Below are 23,016 nucleotides of genomic sequence, written 5' to 3'. Positions count from 1 at the left end.
TATATGAGTGATTGTCTTTTCTGCAAGATAGCTTCCGGCTCGATTCCCGCTACGCTCGTTCACGAGGACGACGCGTGTGTCGCCTTTAACGACATCAGCCCGCAGGCTCCCGTTCACATCCTGATCATCCCGCGTGTCCACATCGATTCGCTCGACAAGGCGGCCGCGGGCGATGCCGCACTGATGGGCCATTTGCTCGCCACAGCAGCCGACATCGCACGAAAGAACGGTTTCGCTGAGAACGGCTACCGCGTCGTTATCAACACCAACGCCGACGGCGGCCAGACCGTCTTTCACCTGCACGTGCACCTGCTGGCCGGCAGAACCTTCGTCTTCCCGCCCGGATAATGTAGGATATTTCTGTATGGCGTTCGTGCGTTTTTCGTTGTTCGTGGTGTGCCTGACCGTTTCAATGGCAGGCTGTTCATGGTGGTCCTCGCCGGCCGCAAATTCCAATACTGACGTTGCTCCGGCCGCAGAAAACCCCGCAGCAAAGATCACTGACGCCAACGAAGCCCTCACCGAAGGCTCGCGTCTGCTCGAAGAAAGCGACGTCGAGGCCGCGATCTTGTATTTAGAACGCGCAGTAGAGATCAACCCCGACCTAGGTGAGGCCTATTTCAAGCTCGGCATCGCGTATGGCCTGCAGCAGCTTCAGGCGACGCAGGCAGGCATCGAACTGGAGCCCGCGACCGACGACAGCGGAAAGCCGCGAAAGACTAGCTCGGAACGTGCGTTTGAAAAAGCCATCGAGGCTTACAAAAAATGGATCAAGGAAAATCCGAAGGATGACGTCGCTTTCTACAATATGGGCCGGGCTTACGCCAAGCTGATGGAAGACAAGGAAGCCGAGGATGCGTTCAAAAAAGCGGTCGCGATCAAACCCGACGATCCCGAATATCAGATGGAGCTCGGCGCCATTCGTATCAAACTCGCCAACTACGCCGAAGCTATCGCGCCGCTGAAAAAATCCCTGGAACTCGATCCCGAGAACGTGCGCGCCGATGAACTGCTCGAAGAGGCAGAGGCAGGCCGCCGCCGCGTTGAATACGTCTCGCCGAAAGGCAACACCAATACTCCATCGAACACCGCTTCGAATACCGCTGCAAACTCCGCCGGCACGGACGGCGGCGGAGCGAATACATCGCCGAAACCGCCGGCGGCGAATTCCGCAAAGACGCAGCCCCCGGCAAACAGGCCCGCTAGCCAGCCGACACCGAACCGGACGCCCGCACGTCCTGCCAATCGCAACAACTGACCCGGAAAACTGCGTTTGAACGCTGCATGGAGCAGAAGTGTGTCAACTTGACATTTTGGTGTCAAAATTACACATTTTAGTCGGAAATGACGCATGCCGACACAACTGAACGTGAGCTTTCGCCCGAACGGCGAGTCACGATGCAGCAGGCGCGCGACGCCATCATCGACCGCCTCGCACGCGACCTTCCGACGGACATCGACCTTGAACGATTTCTGAATGCCGTCGTTTCGGAACTCGGCCGAATGCTGGACGCCGACCGCTGCGACCTGCTGCAGATGCGCGAAGGCACCGACCTCATCATCAGCCACGAATGGCGAAAGGATCGAAGCGTTCCGAAAAGCCAGGGAACGACCATCCCGTTCGACCGGGAAAGGCTATCGGAGATGCTCGACATCTCAAAACCCATTCGCATCAACGACACGTCAAAGTTCAAGGACGAAACACTCAAGTTTTTCGCACGTGCACTGGATACGCGTTCGCTTCTGATCATACCGATCCATCTCAGCGGCCGCGTGCTCGGCCTGATAGGCCTGCACGACACGAAAAAGGCTCGTGTATGGCTCGACGAAGAGGTCGAATTTCTCGAATCGATCGCCCGCCAGCTCGCCATCGGTTACCAGTACACGACGCTTTACGTCGCTCAGGGCAAGGAGACGCGCCGGACGAATGCACTGCTCGAGATCGCGAACATGCTCAATTCGCATTCGGACTTCGGCGAGGTTTCGGACGGCGTGCTCGAACGCGCGATCAACCTGGTCGGAGCAGATTACGGTGCGCTTGGCGTGCTCGACCCGACGGGAAAGCGCATATCGCTGGCGGGCTTCAAATCGGCCGAAGGCATCCGATTGGGCAAGATGCTGAAGATGATCGAGCAATACAACAAATCGCTCGACGTAGATACTTTTGCCGCCATCGGCGAACTGATCCGCGACGGCAAGACCCTGCAGCTCGTCGATTCGCAGCTTCCTTTTGCGATACGGGTCTTTTTCAACACACAGCTCCGCGGCAAAGCGGCGCTCGTTACGCCGGTCAACGTGGCCGGCAAAACGTTCGGCCTGCTCGGCTTTGTGTGGAGCACGCGGAGCGCGTTCGAAGAACACGACATCGCACTGATCGAAGGCATCGCCGATCAGATAGGCACGGCGCTCGACCGAGACCAGCTTTCGACCGAGGTGATGCGGCTCCGCAGCGAACTTTCGCAGCGTCAGCAGACCGAGATAGTCGGGCAGGCTCACGAGATGCGCCGGGCGATAGAGATGGCACTCAATGTCGCGGGAACGGATTCGACCGTTCTGATCACAGGCGAATCGGGCACCGGCAAGGAACTGATAGCCAATCTGATCCAACGCAACTCCGGCCGCGAACGAGCCCCTTTCATCAAGATAAACTGCGGTGCCATTCCCGAAACCCTGCTCGAATCGGAGCTTTTCGGCCACGAGAAAGGAGCGTTCACCGACGCCCGCGACCGCCGCATCGGGCGTTTTGAAGAGGCGAACGGCGGGACGCTTTTTCTGGACGAGATCGCCGAGATGTCGCCCCAGGCTCAGGTTCGCCTGCTGCGCGTACTGCAGGACGGCGAGGTAACGCGGCTTGGCGGCAAAGATGTCATCAAGGTAAATGTTCGGGTCATTGCGGCGACGAACAAGGACCTGGAAGAGGCCATCGAAAACGGCACTTTCCGCAAGGACCTCTACTATCGCCTGTCGGTCTTTCCTATCTCGCTGCCTCCGCTCCGCGACCGCCGCGAGGACGTTCATCTGCTGGTCGTTCACTTTTTGGAGCAATATAAGGAAAAGACGGGCCGCTTCGTTTCCGGCATTTCGAAAGATGCGATGGACGCGATGCTCAATTACGATTGGCCGGGCAACGTCCGCGAGCTGGAGAACGCGATCGAAAGAGCGATCATTATCGCATCGGGGCGGCAAATTGAACTTTATGACCTGCCCGACGCCGTACAGCGTTCCGCGGGATTCACGCCGAGCCCCGCACGCCGCGGACGAAGGCTGATCGGCGGGGACGGCGGCAAATTGCTGATGGATATCGAATTGCCCGCTCCTATCGAGGAGATCGAAAAACAGGTCATCGAGGCAACGCTCGCTCTGACCGACGGCGACAAAACGAACGCCGCAAAACTGCTCGGCATCGGCCGCAAGACGCTTTACCGCAAACTCGAAGAATTCGAACCCGAAAAATGAAAAAATTTCTCACAGCACAGTGGCGCGACCTTGTGATGGCGAATTATGAGGTCGATCCGTCGCTGCTCGCGGACCGCGTTCCGGCGGGAACGGAGCTCGACCTATTTGACGGAAAATGCTTCGTCAGCCTCGTCGGTTTTATGTTTCTCGACACGCGTGTTGCCGGTTTTCTCGTTCCGTTTCATATCAACTTCGAAGAAGTGAACCTGCGTTTCTACGTCCGCCGCGAGACTGATGAAGAGGTTCGCCGCGGTGTCGTTTTTATCAAGGAAATAGTTCCGCGAATGGCCATCGCCGCCGTCGCCCGCACGCTTTACGGCGAGCCGTACGAATGCTGGCAGATGTCGCACACGCGCGATGCGCTTCGCGTCGGCTACGCTTGGGAACGCGGCGGCTGCCGAAATTCAGTGATGGTTGACAGCGGCAGAAACCTCGGCGTGCCTGACGAAGGCTCGCACGAGGAATTCATCATCGAGCATTATTGGGGCTACACGAAACGCAAAAAGGGTACCGACGAATACAAGGTCGAACATCCGAAATGGGAACTTTACGAAGTGCAGAACCCGCAGATCAACGTCGATCTCGGCTGCACGTACGGCGAAGAATTCGCTTTCCTGACGAACGCCGAACCGTATTCTGTCGTCCTGGCGAAAGGCTCCGAGATCGCAGTTTATAAAGGTTCGAAACTCGACACTTGATGTACTAATGCACGAAAACGAAATAGCCAGGCAGATAGTTGATACCGCGTACAACGTACACGTCAGGATCGGCCCGGGGCTTCTTGAATCCGTTTACGAACGGGTCATGCAGTATGAACTTGAGAAGTTGGGTCTCAAGGTCGATCGTCAGCGTGGTGTTCCGTCCGTCTATGAAGAGATCCGAATGCCCATCGGTTTCCGTGCCGATCTCGTTGTTAACAACAAAGTTGTGATCGAGATAAAGTCTGTTGAAGCTCTGGCTCCGGTTCACGCAAAACAACTTCGCACCTATCTTATTGCGATGGAAATGAAGCTCGGCCTGCTGATAAACTTCAATACCGAACTTATCAAACATGGCATCAAGCGTGTAGTGAACGGACTCGAGGAACCGTGAACACTTGGCTTCGCAGGCAGTTGGTTGGCGGGAGACCGAGCGTCTGCTCTTGATATTTGAATGACTCCGCGGGCGTTTCCCGCAAAGCAGCAAAGTATTTCCGCAAAGACGCGAAGAATCACGTCACTTTAGATGAACATCTGCGGTTTTCGTTGCGGTGCCTTTGCGGCTTCGCGGCTTGGCGGGAGACCGAGCGTCTGCTCTTGATAATTGAATGACTCCGCCGGCGTTTCCCGCAAAGCAGCAAAGTATTTCCGCAAAAGACGCGAATAAGCACGTCACTTTAGATGAACATCTGCGGTTTTCGTTGCGGTGCCTTTGCGGCTTCGCGGCTTGGCGGGAGACCGAGCGTCTGCTCTTGATAATTGAATGACTCCGCGGGCGTTTCCCGTACAGTATTGATTGGGTAGGTTTCCAAACGTGATCGAATTAAGATCTATATAAACAGAATTATGATCATCGGCATCGTTGCAATTTCTAAGAATTTCGCCATCGGCCGCGGCGGCAAACTGCCGTGGCATTACAGTGCTGACCTGAAGTTTTTCAAAGAGACGACGATGGGTGGAGCTGTCGTGATGGGCTCGCGGACGTGGGAATCGATCGGGCGGCCGCTGCCGGGGCGTTTTAACGTTGTGCTGTCGCGTTCCGGCCGCGTCGAGACGCCGCCGCAGGTGATGCGGCTGCGTTCGATAGAAGAGGTCATCGAGCTGGCGAAATATCTGAACCGCGACGTCTTTATCATCGGCGGTGCCGCGACATACGCCGAATTCGCCGACGTAATCGACCGGTGGATCGTCACCGAGATACCCGAAACCATCGAGGACGCCGACACGTTCATGCCGCGTGATTTTCTAGATGGCTTCAATGAGACCGAGAAGAGGGAACTAGGCGACGGTTTACGCGTGAAGATATTTCAGCGGTGATAAAACTCGGTGTATCATTCTGGAGAAAGTTGATATTTGGCGTCGCTGTCGGTGTGATCGTTTTCGTTGTTTTGCAGCACCTGACCGACGGCGTCTTTCCCGGAATTTCATTCGGTTTAGCAGCGGCGGCCGCTTGGCTGGCCGCGAGGAGGAACTAGAGATGATGGGTGGAAGAAGCTGGGACGATTGGATCGCGGAATATTCCGAAAGCCATCAGCACCCGATGAACAAACTGACGCACAAATTCGGCATACCGATGATCGCCGTTTCGATACTGCTGATACCTGTTTGCTTTTTTGTGAGCGATCTGTGGATGGTCGCCGTCGGGCTGTTCGTCGTCGGCTGGATACTGCAGTTCATCGGCCACTATTTCGAAGGCAAGCCGCCGGAATTCATGAAAGATTACCGCTTTCTGTTCGTCGGCCTGCGTTGGTGGTTCAAAAAGGTGCTCGGTTAACGGTCGTCGATGCCAGCCGCAAAAGCTCCCTGTATTTTAGGTATCGATATCGGCACGTCGGGGATGCGTGCCGAGATCTTTGATGCCGACATGCTGCCGATCCCGCGGCTGGCTGCAAAAACGTCCCGCACTCCCGAAGCCTCGCCGGACGGCGGATCATTCTTTGACGCCGAGAAACATTTTGCTGAATTTATCTGGCTCATCGACCGCGTCGCGGCGGCCGCGTCGGATCGCGGCATTGAAATAGACTCGGTCGGCTGGTGTGCGTTCTGGCACGGCATCCTCGGCGTCGATGAGCTAGGAAAGGCGACGACGACGCTTTTGACGTGGGCAGACCGCCGCAGCCGCGAATTCACGCCGCGGCTGAAAGTGCGATTTGACGAAGCGGAGACGCACCGCCGAACGGGCGCTCATTTCCATTCCAGCTTTTGGCCGGCGAGATTGCTGTGGTTTCGCGAGCGTCACGTGGACGCATGGCGGCGGACGTCGCGTTGGTGCTCTTTCAGCGACCTCATCGCCGAACGTCTTTTTGGCGAGTGCGTTACGAGCATCTCGATGGCATCTGCGACAGGTGTTTTCGACCAGCGAAATGCGACTTGGGACGGCGAACTGCTTCGTTATCTGAAAGTAAAACGGGCAACGCTGCCGCGCATCGCCGCCGATGGCGAGGCGTTCACGTTGAGCAGAAAGTATGCACGCCGCTGGCCCGTTTTGGCACACGCAAAATGGCTTCCCGCGATCGGCGACGGAGCTGCGGATCATCTCGGTTCCTGCGGCGTCTCGCCCCACACGGCGAGCCTGATGATCGGCACGTCGGCCGCGATGCGCGTTGCTTTCGAGGGCGACGTTCCCGCGGAGATTCCGCAGGGCCTGTGGTGCTATCGCATTGACAGCAAACGCTTTATCGTCGGCGGTGCGTTGTCTGACGGCGGCAATCTGCACGCTCTCATACGCGAACGATTTCGATTGCCGAAGAATTGCGACGCCCTCGTTACTGCCCGCGAACCCGACGACAACCTTGTTGTAATTCCGTTCTTTTTCGGCGAACGCTCGACCGGCTATGACGAAGACGCCCGCGGTGCCATTATCGGCATGACCGCCGAACACGACGGCATCGACGTGCTGCGGGCCGCGATGGAGGGCGTCGCATTTCGCCTGGCCGACATAATGACACGCCTCGAAGCCGTTACCGACATCAAAACCATCGTCGCGGCGGGCGGCGCGCTTCGGCAGTCGCCCGCGTGGCAGCAGATCGTCGCCGATGCCATTGGGCGTGATATTGCGATAAATGATACCGACGGATCATCACTGCGAGGCTCAGCAACATTCGCGGGCAATTTGATGATGTCTTGATGCCTACTAATTTTGATGCTATGATGTCTTTATTATGAGAACCACATTAACATTAGATGATGAGGTCGTGCTGGGGATCAAACGCCTGCAAAAGAAGAATCCCGATGCAACTTTCAAACACATAATCAACGACGTGATCAGAAAAGGCTTAGAAGCAGAAGGGGAAATGGTCAAAGTGCCATTCAAGGTAAGAGCAGATAAAAAAGCTAGGCCCAAATCCGGCATAAACTATGACAGCATAAGCAGACTCATCTCCATCGCGGAAGGAGACTCGCACCGGTGATAATCCTCGACGCAAATATCCTTCTATATGCGTACATGGCCAATTTCCCTCAGCACAAAAAAGCGGCGGATTGGCTTGAAAAAACCCTGTCTGGGAATGGGGCGACGATCGGACTTATATGGCCGGTAGCGACTGCCTTCCTGCGACTCGGCACAAATGCTCGAATATTTGATGACCCATTCTCGATGGATTTTGCACGATCGCGGCTCGACGATCTAGTTCAGCATCCAAGCGTCGTCGTACTTTCGGCTGGGCCTAGACACTGGTCGATTCTTTCGGGCCTGCTCAAAAAATACAACATAACAGGCGACCTCGTCACCGATGCCCATATCGCCGCGAGTTCAATTGAACACAAAGCGATCGTTGCAACCTCAGATCGTGACTTTCGTCGTTTTTCGGATGATATTTCGATCATTGATCCGATCGGCGGGTGACATTTTGCTCTTCGCGGCGATGACTGGCAGAATGTAGCTTACCGACCTGAATAAAGTTTCCGTTCGAACCAAACAAGACGATGATTTCACGATCCGATCTCGACCAGCTCTGTATCAACACCATTCGCACGTTGTCGCTCGACGCCATTCAAAAGGCGAACTCGGGCCATCCGGGACTGCCGCTCGGCATGGCGCCGGCGGCGCATGTGCTGTGGACCAAATTTTTGCGGCACGATCCGAAACGCCCAAAATGGTTCGGCCGCGACCGCTTTTTGTTGAGCGGCGGACACGGCTCGATGCTGCTTTATTCGCTGCTGCATCTGACGGGCTACGACCTGCCGATGGACGAGATCAAACGTTTTCGGCAGTTGGGATCGAAAACGGCGGGGCATCCTGAGAACATCCTGACGCCGGGCGTCGAGGTGACGACGGGGCCGCTGGGGCAGGGCTTTGCGAACGGCGTCGGAATGGGACTGGCGGGCAAGCATCTGGCGGCGCGTTTTAACAAGCCGGGCTTTAAGGTCATCGACGACTATATTTACTGCATCTGCTCGGACGGCGATCTGATGGAAGGCGTCAGTTACGAGGCCGCAAGCTTAGCCGGTCATCTGAAACTCGGCAATCTAATTTACCTCTACGACGACAATCGAATTACCATCGACGGCTCGACGGATCTGGCGTTCTCTGAGGACGTGACGAAGCGTTTCGAATCGTGCGGCTGGCATGTATTGGATGTCGCTGACGGCAATGACCTTAAGGCCATCGAAGCGGCGATCAAGGCCGCACAGAAAGTGAAAGACAAGCCGTCGCTGATCCGCGTGCACACGATCATCGGATTCGGAATGCCGAAACAGGGCACGTCAAAAGCACACTCTGACGCACCCGGCGAAGAGGCCGTGAAAGAAACCAAACGCAATCTCGGCTGGCCCGAAAACAAGCATTTTTACGTGCCGAAAGAGGTTTTCGCACACATGCGTCAGGCAGTGAAGAACGGCGCAAAACTCAGCCGCGACTGGGACAAGCTTGTAGCGAAATACGAAAAGACGCATCCGGAACTCGGTGCCGCCTTGCGCACGATGATCGACGGACTGCCCGACGGCTGGGAGGCAGCTCTGCCGAAATTTGACGGCGTCGATGCAAAGGCCACACGTGCCTACAGCGGCGACGTGATCAACGCCATCGCCGATGCCGTGCCGAATCTGATAGGCGGTTCGGCGGATCTGACGCCTTCGAATAATACGTTCATCAGATCGTCCGCCGATATTCAGGCAGGCCGCTACGGGAACCGCAACATCCATTTCGGCATTCGCGAACACGCGATGGGCTCCGTGATGAACGGCATCGCATTGTACGGTGGGCTCGTGCCGTTCGGCGGGACGTTCCAGACGTTCTCGGATTATATGCGGCCCGCGATAAGGCTGGCTGCGCTGTCGCACATACAGGTAATTTACGTTTTCACGCACGATTCCATCGGGCTCGGCGAGGACGGCCCGACGCACCAATCCGTCGAGCACATCGCTGCGATGCGTGCGATACCGAAACTCGCCGTCATTCGCCCGTGCGACGCCCACGAGGTCCGCGAAGCGTGGCGTGCAGCACTAAAACGCACAGGCGCACCGACGGCGTTCGCGCTGTCGCGGCAAAAGGTCGCCTTGATCGACCGCAAAAAATACGCCGACGCAAAAGGCCTCCACAAAGGCGCGTACATCCTCGCCGAAGCCGAGACAAAAGCCGGCAAAGCGGCGACACCCAAACTCATCATAATCGCGACCGGCAGCGAGGTCGGCCTCGCACTCGAAGCACGCGAAAAACTCAATGCCGAAGGCATGCCGACGCGGGTCGTCTCGATGCCGAGCTGGGAATTCTTTGACAATCAGCCGCAGAAATACCGCGACGAGGTCCTGCCGCCGAAAATTACCGCACGCCTCGCCGTCGAAGCCGGCGTCTCGCAGGGCTGGCACAAATACGTCGGCGACCGCGGCGCGATCCTCGCCGTCGATAAATTCGGCACATCGGCTCCTGCCGAGGACGTATTCCGGGATTACGGTTTCACGGCGGAAAATGTGGTCGCGATGGCAAAAACATTGGACTAGTCTAACAGCATTTTTTCTTCCAGTTACACAATAGGTTGTGTAAACTTTTACACACGGCCACAAACCTGGCACTAGACGATAAATTGCTCGAACGAGCTCGAAAGGCTGGCGGCCATCGCACCAAAAAGGCCACGGTCACCGAGGCCTTGGAAGAGTACATTCAACGGCGTAAGCAAGCCAAGACCGAACGTCTGTTTGGAAAGATCGATTTCGACAATGATTACGATTACAAGGAGCAACGGCGAAGGGCATGAACGTTCTCGTTGATACCTCGGTCTGGTCGCTTGCCTTTCGCCGATCGAACGAGATCGAACATCCGGCCGCTCTTCTGCTAAAAGATCTGGTAACCGACGGCCGAGCAGCTTTGATCGGCCCGATCCGACAAGAAATATTGTCAGGGGTTAGATCGCAAGATCAGTTCGTTTCATTACGTAATGGTCTGAGAGCGTTTCCAGATATTGTCCTCCGTTCGGATGATTACGAGGAAGCATCGCGTTTCTATAACCTTTGTCGAGCCAATGGTATCCAAGGCTCGAATACAGACTTCCTGATCTGCGCAGTCGCCTCAGAGCGAAAAATGCCGATACTCACGACTGATAAGGATCTTTATCATTACGCAAGAATATTGCCGATCAGTATTTACGAAGAGTTCGATCGAGGCATGTCGTCGGCAAACTTCGTCCAATGCCTTGATCGACGTCCACTGTGATCTAGGTAAGAAGGCTAAACAGATGAGATAGTCTATGCTCAAAACAACACTTTTCAACCAATTCAACCGCAGCTACGCGTCGAACGGATGGTTCGTGGCGGTGCGGAATGCGGTGATCGGTGTGACGGTGGAGCAGGCGTTGTGGAAACCGGATGACGTTGATCTGAATTGCATATGGGAGATCTTGTCGCACATCACGTATTACAACAACGCTTATCTGCAGCGTTTCAAAGGCATCGACTATAAATACGACGCGGGCTCGAACAACGAGACGTTCAGTTTCGGTGATGTCGATCCGGCGCAATGGCTCGAGGACGTTGAGCGTTTCGATGCCGTGATGACGGAATGGCGAGAACTGATCGAGACGGCCGATGAGGGAAAATTCACCGAGAACGTATCCTCCGACATACAGATATCTTGGGCAGACACCATCGCCACCATCAACGCCCACAACGCCTATCACGCGGGCCAGATCGTTCTGCTGCTGAGGCTGCAAAATGTGTGGGATCTCGAAAAAGGTGTGAAGTAGAGCAATATGCGATCAGGGCGGACTTGATGCCCGCCGCAATGCATTTCTCGACGTTGATGCCGATGTAGCTGATAATGCCGTTCCGGCCGCCGTGGAAAAGGCGGCTTAAATCACTTACCGACGCAAGCCATCTCTCGCCAGCTTTCGATCTTAAGGTTCGAGTATTGATCCATCGAGACCACGGCCCGGACACTCGCCGCTTTTCCGTTCGCCTTGGTGGCCATACAGAGCCTGAAGATACGTTCACCAAGTTTCGGTTCGCGGTCCTCGGCTTTAACGATCCGTTCGAGAGCTATTTCATTATTCTTATCGGTGCTTCGTGTCTTAACGGCGAAATCAGCGGCAAAACGTGCCCCGACGTCTTCAGAGCTAATAACCCTAAAAGCGTCACCTGCCGCCTTTCCGCCGCAATTCGAATTTTTCCAATTGAGCAGCTTTAGATTTGAGTACTGGTCCATTGAGACCATGGCTTGCACATTCGATGGTTTCCCATTCGTTTTAACCGCGAGGCAAAGGCGGAAATCCCGTGCTCCGAGCATTGGTTCATGGTCCTCGGCTGCAAGGATCTGTTCGAGAGCGATCCGCTGCTGCTTCTTTGCCGCTTGTTCCTTAACGGCAAAGTCGGCGGCGAGGCCGACTCCGGCGTCAGAAATATCGGTCGGCTTGAAATTGTCTGTCTGAGCAGCGGCCCCGACGGCAAGGGCAAGAACGATCGCTGCCGCCCTGACCGCTCGGTTTACGCATCTGTTGATCTTCATCCTGTTGCTCCTAATGGCGTGTCTTACTGCATGATCTTTCGGTCCTAAGAGAACCGTTATCGGGAAACCGTTGTCCACGATATCGCGCAAACCCACAAATTCAAAGGAGCTTCCTGAGCGAACGCCGCAGTCCCCGGATCAGTTTCAACCATTGGCGCCGTTCGCAAGAGTTCGATCTGCGAACGGGTATTTTGAACAGAACTCGCAATACAAGAACCTGATTCGTCCAACCGACAGCTACATATCATCATCACAAACGCAGGCTGTCAAAAATGCCGTTGCGGCATTTTGTGCTATTCTTGTAACATCTCAAATCGAAGAATTATGAGTTCATTTATCCGGATCTCGTCGCTGATTTGTATTGCGATCATTGTTTTGGCGTCGGCGGCATCGGCACAGCGTGCCCCGAAGTATAGCTATGCGGCACAGAAAAAGCTGATCCCGTCCGAGCTCGGCCAGGTCTATCTCGGAATGCCTCTGCGCGATTTTGCAAAGCAGATCGATCTGTCGCGTGCGGATATCGAGGACGACCGTTTTGAGGAAATGACGCTTCAGATACCTTTTGATAAAGGCAACATCAGAGGATTTACGGCAAAGGTCGCCGGCTTCCCCGTCGATGGCAGAGATGAGCTTCTCTCCGAGGCTACCGCGGCACGAAAGAACGACGAGGGCGGTGAATTTGAGATCGAGGTAAAACGTTTGATAATGAACAAGATACCTGCGGGCGCATTCGTTTACAGCATTACGGTCAATTTTAAACCAGAATTCGATCAAAAGGCTTGGGTGACAAAGACCTACGGCAAAGGAACCGTCCGCGATCCGAAGGACGAATACCATTTCAGCGACATCGAATGGGTCAAAAAGACCTCCGACGGCCTCACGTGGCTGATACGATCGCTGCATGAAAAAGGCGAACGCCGTTTGATGCTGTACGGCCGCATCAAGGGCACCGAATGGGAATTGGACGTTGATAATTAGGTCGTCTCAAGGCCACATATACCGAAGAGCATTTATGAGATATCTGGCGGCATTATTTCTGTTGTCGGCGGGCGTGATGTCGTTCCAAGCACAACCGGCAACCGCCGATCAACAGGCGACCCAGCTTTTCAACCGAGCCAGCGAGCAGTTGACCGCCGGCCAGAACGATGCTGCGATAGCAAATTTCACCGAGTATCTGCGGCTCAAACCGAATAGCTCTGCTGCGTATTACAACCGCGGGCTCGCGCTTTACAACAAGGCTCAGATCGCCCCGACCGAAGCCCTTTACCGCCAAGCGGCCGGCGATCTTTCTAAGGCGATCGAGATAAAACCGAACGATGCTGACTATTGGACATTGCGCGGCATGGTCTATAACCGGCTTGTCTTGGTCGATTTCAAACCTTCGCTTGCTCAGGCGATCGCAGATCTGACGCAGGCGATAAAACTCAACCCCAGACATGCCGGTGCGCATCGCGAACGAGGCATCGTTTACGAACTGTCGAATCAGCTGGCAAAGGCTTTGCCGGATCTCAATACGGCCATTCGCCTCGATCCGAAAGACGCTCTCGCTTTCTACACGCGGGCTAAGGTGCACGGCGCGTCCAAGCGTTACGCCGCGGCGAAAAAAGATGCCGAAACCGCGATCCGCCTTTTTCCTAATTACGAGGCAGCAAAGATCTACCTCAATTATATGAACGAGCAGATCGCAAGTTCATCTGCCGCCGCAAAGACCGCGCCGAGAACCAAACCGGTCGCGAAATCACCGGTTCGCGCTAACCCGACTCCTAAACCGACGCCGGCGAAACCCGTCAGGGCAGTCAAGCCCGATCCTGCCGCAGTTGCTGCCGCCATAGATGACCTTTCCGAGGCCTATAAGCAGACAGAAGCGGCCGCAAAGGCAAAAGATCACGTATTGACGGTCGCGCTCGCCACGCGCACGCTTCAGCTATTGCCGATGCGAGCGGAACTTGAGCCCAAGGATCACTTGATGATAAGTGTCTTTATGAATTCACTTGAATTCAGGGGCGATGCGTATGCCGCCCTCGGCAAGTATGCCGACTCCGATAAGGACTACAAGGACCTTTTGGATGCGTCCAATAAGGCGACGATCCGCCATATGAAGGCTTCGAACGTACAGCTCGGCGGCGAGGAAGGCTCCGGCGGAGGCACGATAATGGCAAATGTGGAGATGATCTTTGCCACCTCGGCGTGCAAGTCCGGATTTGATAAAGGCATAAAATGGATGGACGCCGTTCAAAAGACCCGGCCTAATGATTCGTCGGCGCGTATGAAAGCTGCGATCTCCGTGCTTGCGATCCGCGAGATCTGCGCCGCCGCTTTTATTATGTACGGCAACAATACCGCTTCCGAGGCATTGTATTTGCCGCAGCAAAAAACAAAACTTTTGAACGACGCGATCGGGCGATATACCGAGGCCATCGGTTTCCAGCAGTCGAATATGAGGGCTTATCAGGAACGCGCGAGGGCCTATCGCCAGCTCGGGCGCAACGACCTCGCTGCTGCTGACGAGGCAAAGGTGCGAGAACTCTCCGCAGCGAAAAAGAACTAGACATCAAGGACACCCGCCTTTTGCTGACATCGCTGCCGTGATATTGCTATCATCGTCAGTGATGAGCGTTTACGATCGACTCAATGAACAGCAGCAGTTTGCCGCCCGCGTGATAGCCGACCACGCGCGCGCGACCGCGTTTGCCATTGCCGACGGCATTCTGCCCGGCAACGAAGGCCGCAACTACGTCCTCCGCAAGATAATGCGCCGAGCCATTTACCACGGCCGCGAACACCTCGGCCTGAGCGACGCTTTCTTTTACAAGGTCTGCGACAAGGTCGTCGATGATTTCAGCGGCGCATTCCCCGAGCTCGAGACCCAGCGTGATTTCATCGGCAAAATGGTCCTTCTGGAGGAGGAGCGTTTTGGGAACACCGTAACAGTGGGCCTTTCCAAGCTCGGTGAACTCAATATCGACGCGAATACCGCTTCAGACGACGAGCTTTTCCGCTCCATCGCGACGCTTTACGACACATACGGTACGCCCCGCGACCTGATCCGCGTTTACCTGGAAGAGAAAGGCATCGTTCTGGAAGAGGACGATTTCAACGCGCGTTTCGACGCCGCTCTGCAGGCATTGCAGCAGCAGTCGGGCATCGGCAAAACGGAACGCAAGTCGCAGGTCTCGCCGGTTTATTTGGAGCTTGCGGAAAAACTCGGTGCGAATGAGTTCCTCGGCTACGAAACGACTCGGGTTGATGACGCTAAGGTCGTTGCGATCCTGGACGGCGACGCTCGGGTCGATTCACTCGGCGAGGGACAGCAGGGCAGCATCGTTCTCGACCGCACACCGTTCTACGCCGAATCGGGCGGCCAGGTCGGGGATGTGGGCGTTCTTGTCGGGACCGCTTACGGTAGTGGGCGGTTGAACTCCGGCGATGCGGACGTTAAACCACCCGCTACCGCAGGTGGTTCTGACTTGCGTGCCGCCGTGCACGACACTTACTCGCCGGTGGCTGGACTGATAATTCACAAGGTTACAGTCGAGAAAGGCAACATCGCGGTCGGCGATATTGTTTGTGCATTCGTTGACGAGACGAAACGCGACGCAGCGCGGCGGAATCACACCGCGACGCATCTTGTTCACGCTGCGCTCAAAGAGGTTCTCGGCACGCACGTTAAACAGGCGGGCTCTGTTGTGGCGCCGAATTATCTGCGTTTCGATTTCACGCATTATCAGCCGATGAACGACGCCGAGATCGCTGAGGTCGAGGATCTGGTGAACCGCTATATCCTGCAGAATGAACCGGTTACGACGAATATGATGGCTCTCGAAGACGCGATGCGTTCGGGCGCCGTGGCGATGTTCGGCGAGAAATACGGCAGCGAGGTGCGCGTGCTTTCGGTCGGCGACGGCAAATTCTCGATGGAGCTATGCGGCGGAACGCACGTCCGAGCGACCGGCGATATCGGCTCTTTTAAGATCACTTCGGACGAAGCCATCGCATCGGGCGTAAGGCGTATTCGTGCGATCACGGGCTTTGACGCTTTCAGGCGTTTTCGCGAGGACGAGAAGCTTATTGACGCCAGCCTGGCCGCGATGAATACACAACGCGACAACCTGCCGAACGCCATCGCCAAGCTGCAGGAAGAACTGAAACGCACACGCAAGGAAATCGACGACCTGAGGCTGAAAGCGGCGATGGGCGGCGGCTCCGCAGCGAACGGCGACAGCGACGACGTCAAGGAGATCGGCGGTGTAAATGTGCTCGCAAAGATCGTCGAGGGCCTCGACGCCGGAGCGACGCGGCAGCTTTCCGATACTCTGCTCGCTCGGCTGAAAAGCGGCGTCGTCATCATCGGCAGAAAAGATGAAGAAAAGGTCGGGCTGATCGTCCGAGTTTCTGACGACCTGACCGGTAAGGTCAGGGCCGGCGATATCATTCGCGAGATCGCACCGATAGTCGGCGGAAAAGGCGGCGGCAAAGCAGACATGGCCGAAGGCGGCGGAACCGAGCCCGCGAAACTCAGCGAAGCGATCGACGCGGCCTTTGCGATCGTCGAGAGGTCCTTTACATGAGCGACATACCCGCAGACGGAACCTGGTCGGTCGGCCATACGGGCCGTGACCTGATGTATTATGCGGAGGTTCGCGACCGTGAATGGCATGAGATAGTCATTGACGGCGAGATGTTGACGGGGCGGTCTCATCATATGATATTTTTCAGCCACATAAGTTTCCCCGATTGGGCAAAGGGCCGTGAGCAGGAGATCATTGACCGTATAAAGTCGCGTTTTCACCCGCCCGATTATGAATATTTCGAGGGCCGCTGATGCAATTTGGCAGTGAGATCATGTCCGGAGTACAAACTATCGCCGACCCCGCAAACGAGATCGTCTCTTTCAACCCGGCGACGGGTGAGGAGATCGGGCGCGTCAATAAGGCGTCCGGCGATGAGGTGCGCGCGGCCGTCGATCGTTCGCGGGCGGCTTTTCAGAGCTGGAAAAAGACGTCTTTCGCTGAACGCAAGCGGCTCGTACTCGCTGCCCGCGAAGTGACCCTCGCTGAGATGGACGACATCGCTCGGCTCATCTCACGCGAATCCGGCAAGCCCGTCGCAGAAGCTCTCGCGTTTGAAATTGCACCTGTTCTCGACCTGATGCGCCTGTTCGCGAACGGCGCCGAAAAGATGCTGCGGCCGCGGCGGATCGGCATCGGGCTTTTTGAATTGCTCGGCCGTTTTTCCAAGATCGTCTATCAGCCGCTCGGCGTTGTGGCGGTCATTCCCGCGTGGAATTATCCTTTTTCGATACCGCTTGGCGAGGCCGTGATGGCGGTGATGGCGGGCAACACGGTCGTCCTTAAACCGTCTGAACTGACGCCATTTGTCGGGCTGAAGATCGGCGAGATATTCGAAAAGGCAGGCTTTCCGCCTGACGTTGTGCAGATCATTTGCGGCGCGGGCGAGACCGGTGCCGCACTCGTCGAAGCAACGCCCGACAAGATACTTTTCACCGGTTCCGTCGCAACGGGCAAGAGGATCGCCGAGGCAGCGGCAAAAAATTTAACTTCGTGTGTATTCGAGCTCGGCGGTAAAGACCCAATGATCGTGTTTGACGACGCAAATCTCGAACTCGCCGCCGACGCCGCCGTTTGGAGTGCGTTCTCTAATTCCGGCCAGAACTGTGCGTCCGTCGAAAGGCTGTACGTCCAGCGTGCAGTCGCGGAAAAGCTGACGCAAAAGATCATCGATAGGACTCTCAAGCTCAAACAAGGCAGCGGCGAACGCGAGGACGTTTCCATAGGCGCGATGTCGTCGGAGCGGCAGCTGAAGATCGTTTTTGAACACGTCGAGGAGTTTCGCGACTGCGGAGCAAAGATAGAGACCGGCGGACGTATTCATGTGCCGGGATTCACCGAGCCGACCGATGACGTAGAGACGGCGGCGGGATTTTTCTACGAACCGACCGTCATCACGGGCGCGACGAACGACATGCGGCCGATGCAGGTAGAGACGTTCGGCCCGACGCTGCCGATCTGCGTTTTCGACACCGAGGAAGAAGCAATTGCGTTGGCGAACGATACCGAATTCGGCCTGACGGCGAGCGTCTGGACGCGCGACTACGCAAAAGGCCGCCGCGTCGCCGAGCAGATCGAGGCCGGCACCGTCTGCATAAACGAACACCTTTATACGCACGGCATCGGCCAGACGCCGTGGGGCGGTTTCAAAAATTCCGGCCGCGGCCGCACACACGGCATCGAAGGCCTGTTGGAACTCGTCCAGCCGCAGCACATACATACCAACCGCATCGCACTGCTGCCCGACGCTTGGTGGTTTCCCTATTCGCCCACGGCCATTGAGACCTTCCGCCAATTCGCGACCAAATTCGCCACCGGCTCGCTGTTCAAAACGACGGCCATGCTGCCGCAGCTTTTCCGGCGTATCCGCGAACTGATAGCAAACAGACGCTGAATCAACTCCCTTACTCATATGGATCATTTCGTGCTTGACCTTTATCGTTATAACGACTATCGTTATACGTATGAGCGTTGCTTTGCAAAACGAGCTTAAGCAGAACAAGCCTTTTGCCAACGAGGCCGAGGCCGCCCATCTCGCTGTGTTGGTCACGGCAGAGAAGCTAAAGGCGAATTCGGCACAGGTATTCAAGGCAAAGGATCTGACCGCGGCACAGTACAACGCACTGCGGATCCTGCGCGGTGCGGGGAAAGCCGGCATTACGTGCACCGAGATCAGCAGCCGCATGATCACACGCGATTCTGACATCACGCGAATGCTCGACCGGCTCGAGGCCCGCGGGCTAATATCCCGCGAACGCCAGGCAGACGACCGCCGCGTGGTGAAGGCATTCATTTCAAAGGAAGGTCTTCAGCTGCTCAAAGATCTGGACAGTCCGCTACGCAAGTTCATCGAAAACCAAATGGCAGGGCTAAGCGAAAACGATCTTAAGAAGCTGGTTAAGTTATTGGACAAGATAAGGGGCAATATTTCGGAATAGGGAGAAAATTATGAGCGATAAGATAAAGATAATTGGAGTTGCAGGCAGTCTGAGAAAGGCTTCGACGAACCGCGGAGTGCTGCGTGCGGCGGGGGAATTGCTGCCGGAAGGCGTCGAAATGGAGATATTCGACCTGGACGGCATGCCGCTGTTCAATGAGGAACTCGAATCGGATCCGCCGCAGATCGTAAAGGACCTTCGCGAAAAAGTGCGATCAGCGGACGCCGTCATCATCGCAACGCCGGAATACAATTACGGCGTTCCGGGCGTGCTAAAAAACGCCATTGATTGGGGTTCGCGTCCATACGGCCAGAGTGCGTGGGAAGGAAAGCCTGCCGCCATCATGGGTGCATCAGGCGGCAACATCGCCACGGCACGCGCCCAATACGACCTCAGAAAATCGATGGTCTTTTTGAATATGTTCCCGCTGAACAAGCCCGAAGTGATGATCGGCGGCAGCCGCGACAAATTCGACGCCGACGGCAACCTGACCGACGAGGCGACGCGAGACCACATCGCAAAAGCGGTCGCCGCACTGGTCGAATGGACGAGAAAACTGTCGCGCTGAAACTAGTCGCTGCGTGAGGAATGCGTTATGCGAATGCCTGCGATATTTTTCGGTCACGGAAACCCGATGAACGCGCTGGCCGACAATGGATACACGCGTGCATGGGCAGATATCGGGCGATCTGTCGGAAAGCCGCGGGCGATACTATGCATATCGGCTCACTGGTATGTGCCCGGCGTGGCTGTGACCGCCATGGAGAGCCCGCGGACGATACATGATTTCGGCGGTTTTCCGAAAGAACTATTTGCGGTGCAGTATCCGGCTCCGGGCTCTCCGGAGCTTGCGGCCAGAGTCTTAGATCTCTTGGACGGCACTGCCGTTGCGGACCGCAGCAGTTGGGGGCTCGATCACGGAACGTGGTCCGTGCTGTGCCATATTCATCCCGACGCTGATGTCCCCGTCGTTCAGCTCTCTATCGACCGCGACCGGCCGGCCCGCTTCCATCATGAACTTGGCAAAAAACTGGCGCCGCTCCGCGACGAGGATGTGCTGGTCATAGGCAGCGGAAACATTGTCCACAATCTGGGAGCGTATTCGTGGAGCGATCCGGAGATCGAGCCATTTGACTGGGCCATGCGGTTCGATCAAACAGCTCGCTCGTTGGCCGCGAATGACCATGGTCCACTTATCGACTATGCTTCTCTGGGTCCGGACGCGCTTCTCTCGGTACCGACGCCTGAACATTTCCTTCCTCTACTCTACATTTTGGCTTTGCGTCGTCAGGATGACGAGGTCAGCTTTCCCGTTTCGGGATTCGACGGCGGATCGATCTCGATGACTGCGGTTCGCGTTGGATAAGATCTAAAAAGAAGATCCTATTCTGCAGAGACGAGATCGGCTGAACGTTGAGTTTCCGTCTCCGGCCGATAGGTCTTGATCCAGAGCAGGTGGACGGTGACGCTGACAGCGATGGCGAGCATCAGAAGGTTGAACCACAGGGCCCCGGCGACATACCACATACTGAACCCGATCGACGCCCAGAGCAAGGCGATGGTTGATGCCTTTTGCCGTGCGGAGATGCCGCGGCCGCTCTTGTAGTTCTTGATATAGGAGCCGCACCAGCGGTTGCTGAGCAGCCAATTGTGAAATTTTTCCGAGCTTTTTGAGTAGCAGTAGGCCGCCATCAGCAGAAAGACGGTCGTCGGAACGAGCGGCAGGAACATTCCCAATACGCCGAGCGCGACAAAGAGCGTCCCGAAAAATATCAGTAATGCTTTCCTGATGTCCTTCATCGCAAAACGCTACGCCGGAAAAAGGCCGCGCGATCTTCTATTTTGCAACTAATTCACTGATTTCGCAAAATAGCCCTGCCGATGCGTCAGGCGAACTTTATCACGCTGCAGCTGCTGATTGGCCAGCTGTATCTCTATACGCCGATATGAGCCGTCGCGTTTCTGATTTGTGGGTTCGTAGGCGACGAGGTATTGCGAACGCATCTCTTCCTGAATTTGGCGAAATGCCTGCCTAAGCTGCGCTTCGTCGCGGGGAAAATACGCGCGTCCGCCCGTGCGTTCGCTGATCTTGTTCAATGAGCCCTTGTCCACACCGCTGTAATAATTGTCGCCGATGCCTATCGAGTAGATGATGGCCTCGGACCGCAGTGCCGCATTTACGGCGTCATCGAGCTTTTTCTTGCCTGAGGTATTGACGCCGTCGCTCAGCAGGATTATCGCTCTTCGCGTGCTCTCAGGTGCCGGGCCGAGAATTTCGTCGGCTGTTACCCAGATCGAATCCCAAATGGCCGTCGAGCCCTGCAGCATCGTTCCGCGGTCGGAGATCGGCGGTGTAGGGCCCATTACGCCGCCGCCAAGATAGCCCGCAGGCGGCGTGAAACGCACGCGTTCGATGGCCCGGCGAAGCCGTGTCAGGTTGTTGGTCATTCCCTGTTCGAGCGTCGCTTCGCCGGTGAACGAGATGATGGCGACCTCATCTTTGCTGGGCCGAATAACGGTGTCCAGAAATGCGATGGCAGCCGCCTTTTCTTCGGGCAGCGTACGCTCCTGCGAAACGCTGACGTCTATCAATATCGCCAGGCTGAGCGGCAGATCGACCTGCCGGCTGAAAGTGGTCACTTCCTGCGGCACGCCGTCCTCAAGCAGGCGAATATCCGACGCACGCAGATCGGTCAGCAAACGCCGATTGCGGTCCTGAGCGGTAAACAGAACATTGACGACCTCGGAATCGACTCGGATGATCTCGTCGTCATCATCGGGCGGAGGCGTCGGTGAAGCCGCGGGACGCGTCGTCTGTGCAACGGCCGGTTCGCCGTAAAACGCAAGCCCGCCCAACGCCGCGGCTGCGGTCAAAACAACGAGTAAGAACTGCAAAGACCTTTTCGGCATATTATTTCAGAGCGTCGCGTATCGCTCGATAGCTTGTCTTCGTCCTGACCTTATATTTCTTAGCTTTCGCGGCATCGGCCAGGCGGACCTCGATCTTTCTGGTGCGGCCGTCGTAGTTCTGGTCGATCGGCTGATAAGTGATCAGATACTGAGTACGGAGCTCGTCCGAAATGCGTTTGAACGCCCGTTCCAGATCGAGCATATTGCCCGTAAAGAACGCCTCACCGCCGGTCTCTTCGCACAACTGGGCCAACAGCCTGTCACCTTTGTCGCGTCCGGTCCCTGCGTCAACGCCGGGAACGGTGCCGAGAAAGCCGGCCTTTGTTGAGATGCCGAAGATCGTTGTTTCAGTACGCTGTGCTATGTCGATCGCGTCGCGGATATCGGCACGGCTGAATGTGTCGTCGCCGTCCGTGATCAGGACGATGACGCGGCGGCCGGGCACGTTGCGCAGCTTTTCATCGGAAAATTGCCAGATCGCGTCGTAGAGTGCCGTCTGCGAACCGGTCTTGTTGACCTTGTCAACGGCACGATCGAGCAGATCGAGTTTGTCGGTGAAATCCTGGTGCAGAATGACCTCGTGATCAAAGGTCATAAATGCCGCACGGTCCTTTCGCAGCCGCGTCACCGTATAGATGAAGTTCTTTGCCGCTTCTTTAGAGAACCGAAGCTTTGCGGCGGTCGACGGCGACGTGTCCATCAGAACGCCGACAAAAACCGGCGGATTCGTCTTTTCGTCCGAAAAGAACGTTATCTCCTGACGTACGCCGTCCTCGAGGATGATAAAGTCCGACCGGTTAAGCCCTGATATCAGGCTCTTCTTTTCCGTCACGGTGACAGGAAGCCGAACTTCGAAAACCTTCGTCGGTTCGTCATCACGCGGGGTCGGTGTCGGCGTCTGTGCTCCAACCGAGAACAGCCCGGCAGAGACGATGGCGGCCACGCCTGCGAACGTGAAAAGATATCGTGAAATCAGTTTGCTGATCATAATGAGCGAGCACGCTGTGACAAGG

Annotated in this window: 27 protein-coding genes; 23 read left to right on the top strand and 4 right to left on the bottom strand. The window is 56.1% G+C overall.

The features are described from left to right. The first annotated feature begins 3 nt into the window (after positions 1 to 3). From IPM50_10345 to IPM50_10275, 15 genes are all read left to right on the top strand, one after another. Positions 4 to 348 (top strand): histidine triad nucleotide-binding protein, encoded by a 345-nt coding sequence (locus IPM50_10345; GenBank protein QQS32072.1) that lies wholly within the window; start codon positions 4 to 6, stop codon positions 346 to 348. A gap of 16 nt (positions 349 to 364) precedes the next feature. Further along, positions 365 to 1,258 carry a tetratricopeptide repeat protein gene (locus IPM50_10340; GenBank protein QQS32071.1) on the top strand — a complete coding sequence of 298 codons (894 nt, stop codon included), beginning with the start codon at positions 365 to 367 and terminating at the stop codon, positions 1,256 to 1,258. A gap of 86 nt (positions 1,259 to 1,344) precedes the next feature. Next, positions 1,345 to 3,456 carry a sigma 54-interacting transcriptional regulator gene (locus IPM50_10335; protein ID QQS32070.1) on the top strand — a complete coding sequence of 704 codons (2,112 nt, stop codon included), beginning with the start codon at positions 1,345 to 1,347 and terminating at the stop codon, positions 3,454 to 3,456. Continuing rightward, positions 3,453 to 4,154, top strand: coding sequence for a DUF2071 domain-containing protein (locus tag IPM50_10330; protein ID QQS32069.1), 702 nt, complete (start codon positions 3,453 to 3,455; stop codon positions 4,152 to 4,154). Before IPM50_10335 ends, IPM50_10330 begins: the two co-directional genes overlap by 4 nt. 7 nt (positions 4,155 to 4,161) lie before the next feature. Beyond that, positions 4,162 to 4,548, top strand: a complete 387-nt coding sequence (locus tag IPM50_10325) for a GxxExxY protein (protein ID QQS32068.1) — start codon at positions 4,162 to 4,164, stop codon at positions 4,546 to 4,548. Positions 4,549 to 5,000: 452 nt separating this feature from the next. Then, positions 5,001 to 5,471, top strand: coding sequence for a dihydrofolate reductase (locus tag IPM50_10320; GenBank protein ID QQS32067.1), 471 nt, complete (start codon positions 5,001 to 5,003; stop codon positions 5,469 to 5,471). Beyond that, complete coding sequence (locus tag IPM50_10315; GenBank protein ID QQS32066.1) at positions 5,468 to 5,629, top strand: hypothetical protein; 162 nt, start codon at positions 5,468 to 5,470, stop codon at positions 5,627 to 5,629. Before IPM50_10320 ends, IPM50_10315 begins: the two co-directional genes overlap by 4 nt. Positions 5,630 to 5,631: 2 nt before the next feature. Further along, positions 5,632 to 5,928 carry a DUF962 domain-containing protein gene (locus IPM50_10310; GenBank protein QQS32065.1) on the top strand — a complete coding sequence of 99 codons (297 nt, stop codon included), beginning with the start codon at positions 5,632 to 5,634 and terminating at the stop codon, positions 5,926 to 5,928. A 9-nt stretch (positions 5,929 to 5,937) separates the two neighbouring features. Continuing rightward, positions 5,938 to 7,281, top strand: a complete 1,344-nt coding sequence (locus tag IPM50_10305; protein ID QQS32064.1) for a gluconokinase — start codon at positions 5,938 to 5,940, stop codon at positions 7,279 to 7,281. A gap of 34 nt (positions 7,282 to 7,315) precedes the next feature. Beyond that, a complete protein-coding gene (locus IPM50_10300) occupies positions 7,316 to 7,564 on the top strand; it encodes a hypothetical protein (protein QQS32063.1) in 249 nt (82 codons plus the stop codon). Then, positions 7,561 to 7,998, top strand: a complete 438-nt coding sequence (locus IPM50_10295; protein QQS32062.1) for a PIN domain-containing protein — start codon at positions 7,561 to 7,563, stop codon at positions 7,996 to 7,998. Before IPM50_10300 ends, IPM50_10295 begins: the two co-directional genes overlap by 4 nt. Before the next feature lie 80 nt (positions 7,999 to 8,078). Then, positions 8,079 to 10,091 carry a transketolase gene (tkt, locus tag IPM50_10290; GenBank protein ID QQS32061.1) on the top strand — a complete coding sequence of 671 codons (2,013 nt, stop codon included), beginning with the start codon at positions 8,079 to 8,081 and terminating at the stop codon, positions 10,089 to 10,091. Between the two features lie 35 nt (positions 10,092 to 10,126). Beyond that, the gene (locus IPM50_10285) at positions 10,127 to 10,345 is read left to right on the top strand and encodes a type II toxin-antitoxin system VapB family antitoxin (GenBank protein QQS32060.1); all 219 of its coding nucleotides are present in this window, start codon (positions 10,127 to 10,129) and stop codon (positions 10,343 to 10,345) included. After that, complete coding sequence (locus IPM50_10280; GenBank protein ID QQS32059.1) at positions 10,342 to 10,800, top strand: PIN domain-containing protein; 459 nt, start codon at positions 10,342 to 10,344, stop codon at positions 10,798 to 10,800. Before IPM50_10285 ends, IPM50_10280 begins: the two co-directional genes overlap by 4 nt. Before the next feature lie 34 nt (positions 10,801 to 10,834). Continuing rightward, positions 10,835 to 11,329: a DinB family protein gene (locus IPM50_10275; protein QQS32058.1), complete on the top strand. Its 495-nt coding sequence runs from the start codon at positions 10,835 to 10,837 to the stop codon at positions 11,327 to 11,329. Positions 11,330 to 11,439: 110 nt separating this feature from the next. On the opposite strand, the gene IPM50_10270 is transcribed toward IPM50_10275, so the two are convergent. After that, entirely contained in the window at positions 11,440 to 12,087 is a 648-nt protein-coding gene (locus IPM50_10270; protein QQS32057.1) for a hypothetical protein, read from the bottom strand. A 324-nt stretch (positions 12,088 to 12,411) separates the two neighbouring features. On the opposite strand from IPM50_10270, the gene IPM50_10265 reads away from it, so the two are divergent. The 8 genes from IPM50_10265 (at position 12,412) to ygiD (ending at position 20,459) form a co-directional block, all read left to right on the top strand. After that, positions 12,412 to 13,065, top strand: coding sequence for a hypothetical protein (locus IPM50_10265; GenBank protein QQS32056.1), 654 nt, complete (start codon positions 12,412 to 12,414; stop codon positions 13,063 to 13,065). Between the two features lie 34 nt (positions 13,066 to 13,099). Continuing rightward, entirely contained in the window at positions 13,100 to 14,635 is a 1,536-nt protein-coding gene (locus IPM50_10260; GenBank protein QQS32055.1) for a tetratricopeptide repeat protein, read from the top strand. 61 nt (positions 14,636 to 14,696) lie between these two features. Next, positions 14,697 to 16,655, top strand: a complete 1,959-nt coding sequence (gene alaS, locus IPM50_10255; protein QQS32054.1) for an alanine--tRNA ligase — start codon at positions 14,697 to 14,699, stop codon at positions 16,653 to 16,655. Next, the gene (locus tag IPM50_10250; GenBank protein QQS32053.1) at positions 16,652 to 16,909 is read left to right on the top strand and encodes a hypothetical protein; all 258 of its coding nucleotides are present in this window, start codon (positions 16,652 to 16,654) and stop codon (positions 16,907 to 16,909) included. The genes alaS and IPM50_10250 overlap by 4 nt, the downstream gene beginning before the upstream one ends. A 20-nt stretch (positions 16,910 to 16,929) precedes the next feature. Further along, entirely contained in the window at positions 16,930 to 18,549 is a 1,620-nt protein-coding gene (locus IPM50_10245) for an aldehyde dehydrogenase family protein (protein QQS32052.1), read from the top strand. 70 nt (positions 18,550 to 18,619) lie between these two features. Then, positions 18,620 to 19,093 carry a MarR family transcriptional regulator gene (locus tag IPM50_10240; GenBank protein ID QQS32051.1) on the top strand — a complete coding sequence of 158 codons (474 nt, stop codon included), beginning with the start codon at positions 18,620 to 18,622 and terminating at the stop codon, positions 19,091 to 19,093. A 10-nt stretch (positions 19,094 to 19,103) separates the two neighbouring features. After that, positions 19,104 to 19,661: an NAD(P)H-dependent oxidoreductase gene (locus tag IPM50_10235; protein QQS32050.1), complete on the top strand. Its 558-nt coding sequence runs from the start codon at positions 19,104 to 19,106 to the stop codon at positions 19,659 to 19,661. Between the two features lie 33 nt (positions 19,662 to 19,694). Next, the gene (ygiD, locus tag IPM50_10230) at positions 19,695 to 20,459 is read left to right on the top strand and encodes a 4,5-DOPA dioxygenase extradiol (protein QQS32049.1); all 765 of its coding nucleotides are present in this window, start codon (positions 19,695 to 19,697) and stop codon (positions 20,457 to 20,459) included. Between the two features lie 17 nt (positions 20,460 to 20,476). Here ygiD and IPM50_10225 read toward each other — a convergent pair whose 3' ends face one another. The 3 genes from IPM50_10225 to IPM50_10215 are packed head-to-tail and all read right to left on the bottom strand — an operon-like array spanning position 20,477 to position 22,991. Further along, positions 20,477 to 20,893: a YbaN family protein gene (locus IPM50_10225; GenBank protein ID QQS32048.1), complete on the bottom strand. Its 417-nt coding sequence runs from the start codon at positions 20,891 to 20,893 to the stop codon at positions 20,477 to 20,479. Positions 20,894 to 20,941: 48 nt separating this feature from the next. Further along, entirely contained in the window at positions 20,942 to 22,003 is a 1,062-nt protein-coding gene (locus tag IPM50_10220) for a VWA domain-containing protein (protein ID QQS32047.1), read from the bottom strand. Position 22,004: 1 nt separating this feature from the next. Further along, positions 22,005 to 22,991 carry a VWA domain-containing protein gene (locus IPM50_10215; protein QQS32046.1) on the bottom strand — a complete coding sequence of 329 codons (987 nt, stop codon included), beginning with the start codon at positions 22,989 to 22,991 and terminating at the stop codon, positions 22,005 to 22,007. Between the last annotated feature and the right edge of the window lie 25 nt (positions 22,992 to 23,016).

The sequence above is a fragment of the Acidobacteriota bacterium genome, from assembly GCA_016700075.1.
Lineage (GTDB): Bacteria > Acidobacteriota > Blastocatellia > Pyrinomonadales > Pyrinomonadaceae > OLB17.
Note: the sequence above shows the minus strand (reverse complement) of the source record. Positions and strands in the feature narration are given on the sequence as shown.

Bases quoted from the DNA above. Each gene is read 5' to 3' on its own strand.
- IPM50_10310 (QQS32065.1), top strand. From the start codon at position 5,632: ATGATGGGTGGAAGAAGCTGGGACGATTGGATCGCGGAATATTCCGAA.
- IPM50_10275 (QQS32058.1), top strand. From the start codon at position 10,835: ATGCTCAAAACAACACTTTTCAACCAATTCAACCGCAGCTACGCGTCG.
- tkt (QQS32061.1), top strand. From the start codon at position 8,079: ATGATTTCACGATCCGATCTCGACCAGCTCTGTATCAACACCATTCGC.
- IPM50_10300 (QQS32063.1), top strand. From the start codon at position 7,316: ATGAGAACCACATTAACATTAGATGATGAGGTCGTGCTGGGGATCAAA.
- IPM50_10330 (QQS32069.1), top strand. From the start codon at position 3,453: ATGAAAAAATTTCTCACAGCACAGTGGCGCGACCTTGTGATGGCGAAT.
- IPM50_10340 (QQS32071.1), top strand. From the start codon at position 365: ATGGCGTTCGTGCGTTTTTCGTTGTTCGTGGTGTGCCTGACCGTTTCA.
- IPM50_10250 (QQS32053.1), top strand. From the start codon at position 16,652: ATGAGCGACATACCCGCAGACGGAACCTGGTCGGTCGGCCATACGGGC.
- IPM50_10325 (QQS32068.1), top strand. From the start codon at position 4,162: ATGCACGAAAACGAAATAGCCAGGCAGATAGTTGATACCGCGTACAAC.
- IPM50_10270 (QQS32057.1), bottom strand. From the start codon at position 12,087: ATGAAGATCAACAGATGCGTAAACCGAGCGGTCAGGGCGGCAGCGATC.
- IPM50_10265 (QQS32056.1), top strand. From the start codon at position 12,412: ATGAGTTCATTTATCCGGATCTCGTCGCTGATTTGTATTGCGATCATT.
- IPM50_10225 (QQS32048.1), bottom strand. From the start codon at position 20,893: ATGAAGGACATCAGGAAAGCATTACTGATATTTTTCGGGACGCTCTTT.
- IPM50_10215 (QQS32046.1), bottom strand. From the start codon at position 22,991: ATGATCAGCAAACTGATTTCACGATATCTTTTCACGTTCGCAGGCGTG.
- IPM50_10220 (QQS32047.1), bottom strand. From the start codon at position 22,003: ATGCCGAAAAGGTCTTTGCAGTTCTTACTCGTTGTTTTGACCGCAGCC.
- alaS (QQS32054.1), top strand. From the start codon at position 14,697: ATGAGCGTTTACGATCGACTCAATGAACAGCAGCAGTTTGCCGCCCGC.
- IPM50_10320 (QQS32067.1), top strand. From the start codon at position 5,001: ATGATCATCGGCATCGTTGCAATTTCTAAGAATTTCGCCATCGGCCGC.
- IPM50_10240 (QQS32051.1), top strand. From the start codon at position 18,620: ATGAGCGTTGCTTTGCAAAACGAGCTTAAGCAGAACAAGCCTTTTGCC.
- IPM50_10260 (QQS32055.1), top strand. From the start codon at position 13,100: ATGAGATATCTGGCGGCATTATTTCTGTTGTCGGCGGGCGTGATGTCG.
- IPM50_10345 (QQS32072.1), top strand. From the start codon at position 4: ATGAGTGATTGTCTTTTCTGCAAGATAGCTTCCGGCTCGATTCCCGCT.
- IPM50_10235 (QQS32050.1), top strand. From the start codon at position 19,104: ATGAGCGATAAGATAAAGATAATTGGAGTTGCAGGCAGTCTGAGAAAG.
- IPM50_10305 (QQS32064.1), top strand. From the start codon at position 5,938: ATGCCAGCCGCAAAAGCTCCCTGTATTTTAGGTATCGATATCGGCACG.
- IPM50_10335 (QQS32070.1), top strand. From the start codon at position 1,345: ATGACGCATGCCGACACAACTGAACGTGAGCTTTCGCCCGAACGGCGA.
- IPM50_10245 (QQS32052.1), top strand. From the start codon at position 16,930: ATGTCCGGAGTACAAACTATCGCCGACCCCGCAAACGAGATCGTCTCT.
- IPM50_10280 (QQS32059.1), top strand. From the start codon at position 10,342: ATGAACGTTCTCGTTGATACCTCGGTCTGGTCGCTTGCCTTTCGCCGA.
- ygiD (QQS32049.1), top strand. From the start codon at position 19,695: ATGCCTGCGATATTTTTCGGTCACGGAAACCCGATGAACGCGCTGGCC.